At 29.1% G+C, this 13,210-nt stretch carries 10 protein-coding genes; 2 read left to right on the forward strand and 8 right to left on the reverse strand.

All coding sequences use genetic code 11. From position 1 onward, the window contains the following. The 5 genes from ACRC03_RS08640 to ACRC03_RS08660 all read right to left on the reverse strand — a co-directional run. Positions 1 to 1,006 (reverse strand): Mur ligase family protein (locus tag ACRC03_RS08640; RefSeq protein WP_438652162.1); only part of this gene is annotated, 1,006 nt, incomplete at its 3' end. 28 nt (positions 1,007 to 1,034) lie between these two features. Further along, positions 1,035 to 1,736: an aspartate/glutamate racemase family protein gene (locus ACRC03_RS08645; RefSeq protein ID WP_438652163.1), complete on the reverse strand. Its 702-nt coding sequence runs from the start codon at positions 1,734 to 1,736 to the stop codon at positions 1,035 to 1,037. A 12-nt stretch (positions 1,737 to 1,748) separates the two neighbouring features. After that, positions 1,749 to 2,963: a carboxylate--amine ligase gene (locus ACRC03_RS08650; protein ID WP_438652164.1), complete on the reverse strand. Its 1,215-nt coding sequence runs from the start codon at positions 2,961 to 2,963 to the stop codon at positions 1,749 to 1,751. Positions 2,964 to 3,146: 183 nt separating this feature from the next. After that, positions 3,147 to 4,400: a dicarboxylate/amino acid:cation symporter gene (locus ACRC03_RS08655; RefSeq protein ID WP_438652165.1), complete on the reverse strand. Its 1,254-nt coding sequence runs from the start codon at positions 4,398 to 4,400 to the stop codon at positions 3,147 to 3,149. Between the two features lie 20 nt (positions 4,401 to 4,420). Continuing rightward, positions 4,421 to 5,887 (reverse strand): UDP-N-acetylmuramoyl-L-alanyl-D-glutamate--2,6-diaminopimelate ligase, encoded by a 1,467-nt coding sequence (locus ACRC03_RS08660; RefSeq protein ID WP_438652166.1) that lies wholly within the window; start codon positions 5,885 to 5,887, stop codon positions 4,421 to 4,423. Positions 5,888 to 6,054: 167 nt separating this feature from the next. Here ACRC03_RS08660 and ACRC03_RS08665 point away from each other — a divergent pair, with 167 nt between their 5' ends. Continuing rightward, positions 6,055 to 6,936 carry an AraC family transcriptional regulator gene (locus ACRC03_RS08665; RefSeq protein ID WP_438652167.1) on the forward strand — a complete coding sequence of 294 codons (882 nt, stop codon included), beginning with the start codon at positions 6,055 to 6,057 and terminating at the stop codon, positions 6,934 to 6,936. A gap of 77 nt (positions 6,937 to 7,013) precedes the next feature. Here the strand turns inward: ACRC03_RS08665 and ACRC03_RS08670 are convergent, their stop codons facing one another. After that, entirely contained in the window at positions 7,014 to 8,261 is a 1,248-nt protein-coding gene (locus ACRC03_RS08670) for a GntP family permease (protein ID WP_438652168.1), read from the reverse strand. Between the two features lie 186 nt (positions 8,262 to 8,447). Here ACRC03_RS08670 and ACRC03_RS08675 point away from each other — a divergent pair, with 186 nt between their 5' ends. Next, on the forward strand, positions 8,448 to 8,993 hold the full coding sequence (locus ACRC03_RS08675) for a helix-turn-helix domain-containing protein (RefSeq protein WP_438652169.1): 546 nt from the start codon (positions 8,448 to 8,450) through the stop codon (positions 8,991 to 8,993). A 100-nt stretch (positions 8,994 to 9,093) separates the two neighbouring features. Here ACRC03_RS08675 and ACRC03_RS08680 read toward each other — a convergent pair whose 3' ends face one another. After that, on the reverse strand, positions 9,094 to 10,836 hold the full coding sequence (locus ACRC03_RS08680) for an FUSC family protein (RefSeq protein ID WP_438652170.1): 1,743 nt from the start codon (positions 10,834 to 10,836) through the stop codon (positions 9,094 to 9,096). A gap of 161 nt (positions 10,837 to 10,997) precedes the next feature. After that, the gene (gene ptsG, locus ACRC03_RS08685) at positions 10,998 to 13,049 is read right to left on the reverse strand and encodes a glucose-specific PTS transporter subunit IIBC (RefSeq protein ID WP_438652171.1); all 2,052 of its coding nucleotides are present in this window, start codon (positions 13,047 to 13,049) and stop codon (positions 10,998 to 11,000) included. Positions 13,050 to 13,210 lie beyond the last annotated feature (161 nt).

The raw sequence follows: 13,210 nt of genomic DNA on the forward strand, positions 1-13,210 counted from the left end.
TTCCTTTTACTTTAGCTTTTTGTAATGAGTCTAGTATTTCTTTTTTATCTATTCCTAAGTGTTTGCATACTGCTATAACTGCTAAAGCATTATAAACACTAAAAGTTCCAGGAGATGTTATATATGCTTTAAACTTCGACTTGTGTGTTTCACAATCAAAACTTATTCCTAGAGAGTTTACATTTCTTGAGTATTTAATATTTTCAGCCCTTATATCCGCTTGTTTTTCTATAGAGAAAGTTGCGATTTCACAAGTCGCTCTTTTTATAATCTCTTTAGCATATTTATCATCTATATTGATTATTCCATACTTAGCCATTGTAAATAATCTTGCCTTACATCCTAAGTAATGTTCAAAAGTTGGATGTTCTTTTGGTCCTATGTGATCCTGTGATAAATTAGAGAATATTGCTATATCAAAATCTATATCATCTACTCTATTCATCATTATTCCACCAGATGATACCTCCATACAAACACACGTTATTCCCTCATCAACCATTTTTCTAATAGTTTTGTGAAGTTCATAACTTTCTGGAGTTGTATTTACTGTTTTTTCGTATTTACCATTATAGAAAATACCATTAGTTCCTATTACGCCAGAGTTAACTCCTGCATCATTTAATACAGTGCTAATATAATTTGTTATTGTTGTTTTTCCTTTTGTACCTGTAACACCGATTATCTTTATATCCTTAGATGGATTATTAAAGAAATTTGCTGAAGCCTTAGACATAGTTATCCTTGGATTTTCTACAAATAAAAGAACAGCATCTTCTGGTAGTTTAACCTCATCTTCTACTATAAATACTCTACACCCTTTTTCATAAGCATTTTTAGCATATTTATGACCATCTACAGTTTCACCTTTTATACAAACAAATACCTGGTTTTCTTTAGAGTATTTTGAGTTATAAGTTATATCCTCTATTTCTATTTCATTTATGTTAGTATCTAGGCCTTTGTAATCAAATTCAATATCTTGCATTATATCTACTAATCTCATGCCCGTAAATTCTCCTTAGTTACTTTTATTACTTCTTTATATTTTTTCCTGAAAGCTCAATTACTTTTTGAGCTAATATATCCATAGAGTCAATGTAAAACTTATCATCTAAGTTATTGTCATTTTTTAATATTGATAATTCTGTACAACCAAGTATTACACAATCACAATTTAAAGTTTGTAAGTAAGATATTATTTTCCTAAAGTTATCCATATTAGCAGCTTTTCCACTTTTTATATCTTTGTATATAATATCCATCAATAAACTTTGATTTTCTTCATCTAACATTTCATATTCTATATTATATTCTTCACATATATTTTGATATACTCTAGCTTTAATAGTACCTCTTGTAGCTAAAATCCCTACTTTTTTGTAACCATTAGCTTTTATATATGCTGCTGTTTCTCTTGGCATATGAACTATAGGTACATTTACACTCGATTGAATTTCATTATAAAAATAGTGCGCTGTATTACAAGGTATCGCCAATATGTCTACTCCAAAGTTTTCTAGCTTTTTTGCATTTATTATTATGTCTACACAAGGATTTTCATCACTTTCTCCAATGATATATGCGGTTCTATCTGGAGTTGTAGCTTTATTCACTATCACCATGTCTATATGTTCTTGATCTTTATCTGCTTCTGTCATTCTTACAACCATTTCATAAAAATACACAGTTGCCATTGGACCTAGTCCACCTAATACACCTACCGTCTTACTCATAATATCACCTATTTACTTACAGTATTTTTTAAACTTTTTCATTTGATTTATATCATATAATGTTATATATAGTCTTCTCTTGAAGTTTCCTTTTAAATCGTACTTATAATTAAATGATGAAGTCCATTTGCCTTCGCTTATTAATTTTTTTGCTTTTGCTTTTATTTCTTCGTCTTTTACAAATTTATAAACTACGTTTAAAGGTATTACTCTCCAGAAGTGTTCATCCTTACATAACTTTAATTCCATATCTTTATTTAAAACACGATCTTCTACTACTAAATTAGCTATGTTATTATTAGAACCTGTTACATAGTAATTACTTCTACCTTGACGTAAGTTTATTTCAAATACCTTGTATGTGTTGTCTCTTTCGTCATATTTTATATCAAAGTTTGAGAACCCAGTGTAATTTATACTTTCTAAGAATTCTTTAAACTTCATCATTACTTCTTCATTGTACTCAGTTATTATAGCAGCATGATTTCCGATTCCTTTTGGAGTATGCTCTTCTAATAAAACATGTCCTAAACACATCATCTTAACTTTACCATTTCTATCACTATAAGCAGTTAGAACTCTCATTTTAGAGTCATCGCCAGGTATAAAATCTTGTATTATTAAGTTATCTTCGTATTTTCCTGCATATATTTCATCTACTATTTGTTGGAATTCTTTCTCACTATTCACTAAGTAAGCTTTCTTCATTCCTTCAAATGGATTTCTCCAGAAAGAAACACTATCTGATGGTTTTACTATTATTGGATAATTAAATTTAACATCTGATACAGGTTGTCCTTTTGAATATATATATGTTTTGGGATAATCAAGCCCATGCTTTTCACAAATTTCATAGAAGTTTTCTTTAGAAATCAAACTATCTTTTAAATCTTTATCTATATATGGAGTTATATACTTTTTAGATAAAACATCTCTATTATCTATAATAAGTTCCGCATATTCATCTGTACATCCAACTAATATTAATTGTTTACCTTTTTCTTCTATTTCATCTGCTAATTTTAATACTCTTTCAACAAAATAGTCATTATCATTTATATTTGGCTCAACTATGAATTTTATTATTTTACTATCTTTCGTTGCTCCTAGTTCATATCTTCCAACTGCTATTGAAGTTACTCCATACGCTTCATGGTATGCTCTTGCTACATTGTAGCAGTTTAAGTCTCCTCCAATTAACACAGGTTGTATATTTATTTTTTCCATTTTGGTCACCACTTTTCTTTAGTTTTCATACCTCATGTAAATTAGAGGTGTTTTAAAACACCCCATTTTTTTAATACAAGGAAATCATAATTTACATTTGCTAAGCCTTGAAGTATTTATTCTAAATATACTCCAAGGCAATAAGCTTTCTTACTATTTATTATTTATTATTTACTATTTATTTTATTTTGCCATAGATTTAATTATCCAATTTTTACCTTCGACCAGCTTTGTTATCATCATAGTACAAACTGTGTTTCCAGTTGAATTTAATACTGTAGCAGGCGCATCTATTATAGTACTTATAACTGCTATTATCGGTAATACTTCTGGTGGGAAAGCATATATACTTACAATTAGCATTTCTCCCATCAAACCACCACCTGGAATTGCTCCCATAACAGCACCTACTAAAAATGCTACTCCTAATATTCCCAGTATCGTCGAAACACTAGTTATATCTCTTCCAAATAATCCAAGAAGGAATGTTATTTTTAAAACTCCACCTATTACAGAACCATCTTTGTGTATGCTCGGACCTAAAGGTATAACAGTTTCTGCTATATCTTCTGGTACTCCCATTTTTTTAGCTGCCTCTAAGTTTACTGGTATGCAAGCTGCACTTGAACATGTTGCTAAAGCTGTTACTGTAGGTATCATAATATTTTTCCAGAATATTTTTATACCTTCTTTTCCTCCTGCAAAATAAGCATAAAGAGTAAATAATAAAGTATAGCAAATAATTGCTAATACCAAGTATAAAACAAATGCTTTAGCATATCCAGATAATATTTGTGGTCCTAACTCTCCTATAACTGCTGCAAAATAACAACCAAGTCCCACTGGTGCAACATACATTATTATTTTGATTATCTTCATCATAACACAAGAACCAGCAGCTACAAATTTAGCCATAGATTTTGCTTTTTCTCCAGCCATAGCTGTCGCTATTCCGAATAATATGGAGAACACTATTAATTGTAACATATTACTCTTTGATAATAAATCTTTAAAATCACTTACTGTGAATGTATTTACAAGATTTTGTAGAATTCCTACCTTTTCTGTGTTAGTTGTACTTTCTGCAGTTGCCATTATACTCTTAAAAGTGTCTAAGTGCAATCCTTTTGTTGGATTAAATAACATAACTCCTATTAACCCTATTATTCCAGCTATTAAAGCTGTTATAGCAAATACTATCACTACATTGGTAAGTATTTTACCAAGCCTTTTCATTTCTCCCATATTAGATATTGCTGATGTAACACTAAAAAATACTAATGGTACTAAGGTCATGAATAGCAAATTAAGGAATAAATCTCCAATCGGTTTGAATATAGTTGCATTGGGTCCCATAACTACACCAACTATACCACCTAAAATCACAGCTCCTAGTAATATAAGGGTTGATTTATAATTTTTCCAAAAAGAATTCACGTTTTTACCTCCTCATAATTTTATACATTTCCTAAATACTCACTTGATAAATATTCATTTGCTACTTCTTTATCATCAAAGTGATGTTTTATATTTCCTATGATTTGGTAATTCTCATGACCTTTTCCTGCAATTATCACTATATCATTTTCTTTAGCTAATTCTATTGCTTCTCTTATGGCTTCTTTTCTATCCATTACAACTTTATAATTATTATTGCTATCTAAACCTTTTAATATATCTTCTACAATTAATTTTGGATTTTCTGTTCTTGGATTATCAGAAGTTATTATGCATACATCTGATAGATTTTGAGCTATTGAACCCATTACAGGTCTTTTAGTTTTATCTCTATCTCCTCCACATCCAAATACAGTTATTATATTAGCTTTTGCAAACTCTTTTGCAGTCTTTAATATATTTTCAAGTGCATCTGGTGTGTGAGCATAGTCTACTATAACGCTTATTCCTTTATCATTTGGTACAGTTTCAAATCTTCCACAGACTCCCTTTGTGTTTTTTAATCCTTCTACTATTATTTCTTTAGGTATATTTAGCATATAACAAGTTGCTATTACCCCTAAAGTATTGTATACAGTAAATTTTCCTGGTACTGGCACAAATATATCTTCTTCATAAGTTGGAGTTATTAGATGATAGCTTACTCCATTTATATCCATTCTTATGTTAGTAGCTTTAAAATCTGCATTATTTTCTATTCCATAAGTATAGGCTGGAGTTTTTAAATTTTTTATATTCTCATATATTTTTAATCCTCTATCATCATCTATATTTATTATGTTTGCTAAACTTGTCTTGTAAAATAATTTTTCTTTAGCTTTTCTATAGTCTTCTAAGTCTTTGTGAAAATCTAGATGGTCTGGTGTTAGATTTGTAAACAATCCTATTTTAAATTCAACATCGTCTACTCTATTTAATACTAAGGAATGAGAAGATACCTCCATGGCACAGTATTTACATCCATTACTTACCATGTCATTGAAATGTTTTTGTAAATCAACACTTTCTGGAGTTGTAGAATTAGATTCAATGTCTTTGTCTCCATCATTAATTTTTATTGTTCCTATTAATCCTACTTTTTCATTAGTTAGTTTAAGTATTTCGCTTAAAAATGTAGTTATACTAGTTTTTCCATTAGTTCCTGTTACTCCTACAATATCCATTTTATTAGATGGCTTATTATAAAAATTATGTGCAATTTTTGCCATAGTTTCTCTAGTATTGTTTACTCTTACAAAAGTGCATCCTTCTATTTCTATATCATCTTCCACTAAAAAAGTAGTTGCTCCTTTTTCAATAGCTTTTTCTATAAAGTTGTGACCATCTACAGTAAATCCTCTTACACAAATAAATAAGGTTCCTTTTGTAACTTCCCTTGAATCATATTGGATACTTTCAATATTTATGTCTGAATTCCCCTTGATGTTGATTACATTAACATCCTGTAAAACATCTTTTAATTTCAAATCAATACCCCCTAAAGTACTTTACTAGATTTTACCCATTTTAGCTTTAACCCTCTTAATTTAATTATATGTAGGTTTAATTGCTATATCCATTGTTAAAAGTGCTTGAAACATTGCAAAAACTGCCCTATAATTTTCTTATTAGTTCTAATATTTAGGGGTGGCTTATGAACAAATCTACGAATAAAATGGGGTACTTAAATGATAATTTTAGAGTTTTTCACCTTAGGGATAAAAGTAGCATAAATTTCGATTTTCATCATCATGATTTTAATAAAATAGTTATTCTAATTGAGGGAAATGTTAACTATTTTGTCGAGGCAAAATGTTATAATTTAAAACCTTGGGATATTCTTTTTGTAAATATGAATGAAATACATAAACCAGTTATTGATTCAACAGTATTTTATGAGCGTATAGTGATATGGATTAATCCTAAGTTCATTGAAAGGTATAATTCTATAGATACCAATTTGTCACTCTGCTTTAATCTTGTCAATCAGCATAACTACAATTTACTTCGTCTAAATATTACAGGTATTGAGCCTCTCAAATATTTAATTCAACAAATACAAAATTGTGAAAATAGCACAGAGTTTGGTAATGATATTTTAAAAAACTCTTTATTTCTTCAACTTATTGTATCTATAAATAGATTATTTCTTCAAAGTACTCAAAGCAGTTCTTTGGAAGATGTTGTTTATGATAAAACAATTGAACGGTTGTTAAATTATATAAATGACAATCTAGAAAAAGATCTTTCTATTGATAATCTTGCAAGTGAATTTTTTACTAGCAAATATTATCTTATGAGAAAGTTTAAATCTTATACAGGTAGCTCTATTCATAGCTATATAACTCAAAAAAGACTTATTTTAGCTAAGTCTCTTATTCTTGAAGGGTACAATATGTATGATGCTTGTGCTGCTTGTGGGTTTAATGATTATTCTAGCTTTGTTAGAGCTTTTAAAAAAGTTTATGGAGTGTCACCTAGAAATTATCTTAATAGTTCTTATCAATTTGAAAGTAGTGGCTCTAGTGATATTTAGTATTTTATATACTATATGGCCCGCAAAGGTAGGATTGATGTAAGCTTTCCCTTGCGGGCTAGATATAAAATACATCTCTACATTAAAACCTGCAATACAGTAGATACAACTGTCATCACGAGTCCTATCAAAGCTTCATAAGGTATTAACTTAAACCTTTCCTTTATAGCCATATGAGTACATCCAGCACTAGAGTGGAATAAAGAACCATGTGGCAACTGCTCAAACATAGATGCTCCTGCATTTATCATAGCAGCTCCTGCTACTGCTCCTAATCCTGCATCAACTATAACACTAGCAAAAGTTGATGAAGCTATAGTTGCTCCTGCTGTTGATGAGGCTGTTGCTAAAGACATCAACATCCCTGATACAGGTGCCAATACAAAGTTAGGCATATTTAAAAATTCTAATATATTAATCGTACTATCTTGCAGTCCTGACATTTGTATTATTCCTGCAATCGTTCCTGTTCCAAGTAACAGTATACAAACACCTTGCATTTTATGTAACCCAAAAGAAATATATTCATTAGTATGTTTTATATTACCTGTAGCTAATAATCCTGCTATTCCTCCTAAAGGAAGTGCTATAAGAGGGTCTACCTCAATTGGTGATAAATTACCTAAAAATAAAAGTCCTATCGCTACTATAGGTCCTACTAATGAAGCTCCTAAACTTGGTAAATTTTCTTTTTGTTCTACCAATTCATCATTATCTATTTTACTTCCTTTGTTTATTAAAGTTTTAGCTATTATTGTAGTAATTATTAACCCTATTATAGCAGGCACTATATTTGCCATCATAACATTAGATAGTTCAACTTTAAAATTATCCGCTACTGCTAAGGTATTTGGGTTTGGAGAAATTATATTCCCTGCCTTTCCCCCTCCTGCCATAGCTAATAAAACTGTCAGCTTTGAATAATTTAATTTTCTACCTATATATAATCCAATAGGGGCCACAGTAATGATTGCTACGTCTAGGTTTACCCCTACACCAGCTAATATCATAGTAGACAAGGCTATTGCTAATATTGCTCTTTTTTCCCCTAATACTTTTATTATTTCTTCTGAAATTCTATCTACCGCTCCTGTTTTTATTAAGCTACCAGCTAAAACTCCTGATGCTAAAACCCTAAGTATAGAGGGTGATATATTCATAGTTCCCTCTATCATAAGTCCTACCGTTTGTGAAATGTTAGCTCCTCCAACAATTCCACCTATAAATGCACCTAACATTAAGCTATATACTGGTTGAAACTTTTTCATAATTAATAGTATTCCTACAAACAACCCAACTAACGCTCCAAATGTTGTTACTTGCATTACATCACCTCTCATTTTGTTAAGTATTATTTAATTTATTTAATAGTATTTAATTTAAGTGTATCTTCTTCTTATATTTTTGTCAATTATTCATTAACTTATTAAATCCTATTTAACACACTAAGTATTATTCCATATATTTTGTGCTATAATAAAAAATATAGATTATTTATAAGGAAGTGTAATATGAAGGATATAGATATTGGAAAAAAAATATTAGAAATTAGAAAAAAACAAGAATTAAGCATTAGAGACTTAGCAAAATTAGCAGATGTTACTCCATCTTTACTTAGCCAAATTGAAAGAGGACTTGCTAATCCTTCTGTAAATTCTCTAAAGTCTATTTCCTCTGCACTAAATGTACCTTTATTTACTTTTTTCGTTTCTGAAGTTGATAAAAAGGATTTAATTATTAGAAGTAATAATAGAAAAAAAGTAATTTTACCAGGAAGTGATAATGTTCTATATGAAATTTTAGATCCTGAGGATAGTTCAGATTTAGAATTTGCCATTATGAACTTATCACCTAATACTTCTTCTTGCGTCGGTACTATTGTTCATAAAGGTTATGAGATAGCTTATATTTTAGAAGGAGAAGTTAAACTTTTCTTAGATGAAGAGGAGTTTCTTTTATATAAAGGTGATAGTGTTAAAATACCTGCAGGTACAAAACATAGATGGGAAAATAACTGTGATTCTGAAAGTAAAGTTATTTTTGCTGTTATACTGTAAAAATTCTAAACAATAAAAAAATCCATAGTAAAATTAAAAGCTGTTATGCCTAATACTTTACTATGGATTAACATTAATTATATCTACATTTAATAAACTCTTATGATATTTTTTTACTATAAAAGTTTAAATAATAACTTTTCAAAAATTCGTACTCACATTCACTCATCTTTATACTTTGCTGATATATCATTTTTTCAATGTTATTATTATTAATTTTATTCTCATTTTTAATCAAATTGTTTTCTATTTGATTTCTTTTTATAGAATTGCTAATAATAATTGAAATATTCCCTTTCCCATTTTTTAACTGCTCTAACTCTTCTAAAATAAGCTTCGTACATTTCTTATATTTACTTTTAAGCTCCCTTATAGAGTCTTCAATATTGTACGGTAATAAAAATTTATTAAATAAAAGAGCTACGCATATTCCTGTAAAAACTAAAAAGAATCTGCTAAATGATAATATTCCTATATTTTCAACTAATGATATTGAAGCTAAAGAAATTATTGTTAGCGTTATTACTTTCTTACTATACTCGACAAAATAAAAATATCCTGTAAATGCTAATAGTAATATAATTGTTTTTGAGATATGGTCCTTCAAAATATAAAATGTAATAAAATATAATATTACTCCCACTGTTACTCCTAAAAATCTTTCTTTTGCTTTTGTGATACTATCTTCACTATATGGCTGAAGCACCACATAAATGCTTAATATAATCCAATTTTCATGTTTTAAATTTAAAAAGCTTATAAATAAAATTGCTAAGGATATAGCAACTGATAGTCTTAGAGAATACCTGAATCGTAAAGACTTAAAACTAAAATTCTCTCTCATGCTTTCAAGTATATTAAACGATAGCGGAATATTTATAGTAGTATATACTTCTTCTAAAATACTATCTTGATACTCTTTGGAATTATTTAATCCTTCAATAAATATTTTTAAAGCATATATAGTTTCATCTATTATTTTGCTATGTTTCCTTTTATCGCTATATCCATTTATAAATTCTATAAGATCTTTCTCTATATAATCAATATTTTCTAAACCTTTATTAAATTTTTCAATATTACCAAGTTGGGATTTAAGTTTTTTAAGGAAATTATTCCTTCTTTCTTTATCTCCATTATAATTAGCACTACAACTTATTATCATGTTCAACCTTGAGAGACATATAGCAATATTAAATTTATTTAATTCATATTTATTATTTTTAAACTTTCTATGGCTTCTTTCTCTTATTAAAATTATTAAATTTCTTATTTTTCCATGTATTTTAATAGATACATTTTCATCATAATTTTCATTAATAACTTGTTCTATTTCCAATTGCATTTCTTTTATTATATTTTCAATCATCATATCAGATTTTTCTTTAAACTTGTTTTTGTTAAAAATAAGTTGTAATACCATTATTATACATACTCCTGAGAAAATTGCTAAAAGTCTTATAGGCAGTTCATTTATACTTATAGGAATTGTATACATAAATATGTAACTCATTAAAAATGTATAGGAAGTAGGTGGTCTAAAGTTATTCATATACGTATAAGTAATTAAAAATATAGTTGATAAATTTAAAATTACCCCTGTATAAACATTTATACGTGCTATATATGAAATTATACCTAATGAAATATTAATGCCTAGAAAAGACAAAAATCTAAACCAAAACCTGCCTGTAAAATCTCTTTTCAAAAATACGATTCCACCTAATGCAAGTATAACTCCCACTAACGCATTTTTTGAGCCAAATAACTTTGAAAATACGATTTGTGTTAATACTATAAATAAAGAATAAAGAAAAGCTTTTGTTAATTTTTTTATGTTCATATAATCACCCAATTCTATTTTAGTTGTCCTACTATCATTATACATCTATATGTTTTTTTTATAAAATATATTTTATTTTTCCTATATTTCCTATTTTATATGTAAAAAAGAGTATTTCTTAATGATTACAAATCATTTTGAAATACTCTTTTATTAACTAATTATTTAGTTATAGCTATTCTATTAGCTTCCTTAGCTTTTACAGCTCCTGTTTTTACAACTACTGCTTGATTTTCTACTAAGTTTGTAAATATTACTGGACTAATACTTGATACTGCATTTTCTTCAATATAATCTATGTCCATTTTAACTAACTTATCTCCAGCTTTAACTTTTTGTCCAACTTCTACAAATAATTTAAAGCCTTTACCTTCTAATTTAACTGTATCTATTCCTAAGTGTATAAGAACTTCTTTTCCACCTTCTGATTCTATTATTATTGCATGCTTAGTTGGGAATATAACTCCTACTGTACCATTTACAGGAGAGTATATTTCTCCATCAGAAGATTTTATTGCAAATCCATCTCCCATTAGTTTAGTTGAGAATACTTCATCTGGAACCTGAGATAATTCTAGTATTTCACCATTTGTTAATGATAATATTTCTTCATCAACTGATGTTATAGCTACTTCTTTAGTTGCTGTTTTAGGTTTTGGTTCTTCTGCTTTTTTAACAACTTTAGCTCTACCTGATACTATTTCACTTATTTCAGATTTTAATGTATCTGACTTTGTTCCAAAGATTGCTTGCACGTTATTTCCAACTACCATTACTCCTGCTGCTCCAAGCGATTTTAATCTACCTTGGTCAACCTTATTTATATCATTAACTGCTACTCTTAATCTTGTTATACAAGCATCTAAGTGAGCTATATTTTCTTTATTTCCTAATGCTTCTAATATGTTAAATGCCAATTCACTATTGGTTAGTGTAGCACTTCCTTCTGATTCAACATCATCTTCTCTACCTGGAGTTTTTAAGTTGAACTTAATTATAAGGAATTTAAATCCAAAGTAGTAAACTACTGCAAATACTGCACCCACAACTAATACTAAATACCAAGGCGTTCTATTTGGTATTACTCCAAATAACATAAAGTCTATAAGACCACCTGAGAATGTCATACCTATTTTTACACCTAATATATGCATTACCATAAATGATAAACCTGCAAACACACAGTGTACTGCAAATAATACTGGAGCAACAAATAAGAATGCAAATTCTATTGGCTCAGTTATTCCTGTTAAGAATGAAGTAAGTGCTGCTGAAGCCATTATACCAGCAACAAACTTTTTCTTTTCAGGCTTAGCAGTGTGAACCATAGCAAGTGCTGCTGCTGGAAGTCCAAACATCATGAACGGGAATTTACCAGTCATAAAAGTTCCTGCTGTAAATGCTACACCGTCTTTAAGCTGTGCAAAGAATATACTTTGGTCACCCATTACTAATTGACCAGCTGTGTTTGTGTATTCACCAAATTGATACCAGAATGGGTTATAGAACACGTGATGTAATCCAAATGGTATTAATGCTCTTTCTATTATCCCAAATATAAGTGCTGCTAAAGTTCTATTAGCTTCTATTACTGTTTGTGAGAATCCTAATAAGCCATTTTGTATTGGAGGCCATATAAATGATAAACCTATACCTATTAATATAGCACTAGCTGCTGTTACTATTGGAACAAATCTTTTACCAGCAAAGAATCCTAAGTATTGAGGTAACTCAATCTTATAGAACTTCTTGTAAAGACCTGCTGCTACTATACCTATTATAATACCACCAAATACTCCAGTTTGAAGTGTTGGAATACCAAGAATTGAAGCATACATTGGGTTACCCTTTATTCCAGGCACCATTCCTGCTAGTTCTGGAGTTACTCCAGCCATAATCCCCATAGACTTATTCATTACTAAGAATCCAACTATTGCAGCAAGACCTGCAACACCTTCTCCTTCAGTTAAACCTACTGCTACCCCTACTGCAAATAGCAGTGGTAAATTATCAAATATTACTCCCCCCGAATTTTCCATTATACTAACGATTAATTGAACTGTTTCGTTAGCTAAGAAAGGCATTCTTGCTATTAATTCTGGGTTAGCAAGTGCATTACTAACTCCAAGTAGTATACCTGCTGCTGGTAATAATGCAACTGGTAACATTAATGCTTTTCCAACTTTTTGTAAAACACCAAATAGTTTTTTCATCAATCTTCTCCTTTTATATATGTATTTTTGTTTATATTAGGAATGTATAATTCCATTATTTATTATCTGATTTTTGCAATTGAAAAATTCTAATTTACTGTCTAGCTAACTTATAAATAGCTTTTTACAAAATTTTTACAAAAAAAGACTCAAGGATATAA

The organism is Romboutsia sp. (assembly GCF_051659545.1).
In the GTDB taxonomy this organism is placed as follows: domain Bacteria; phylum Bacillota; class Clostridia; order Peptostreptococcales; family Peptostreptococcaceae; genus JBOFOR01.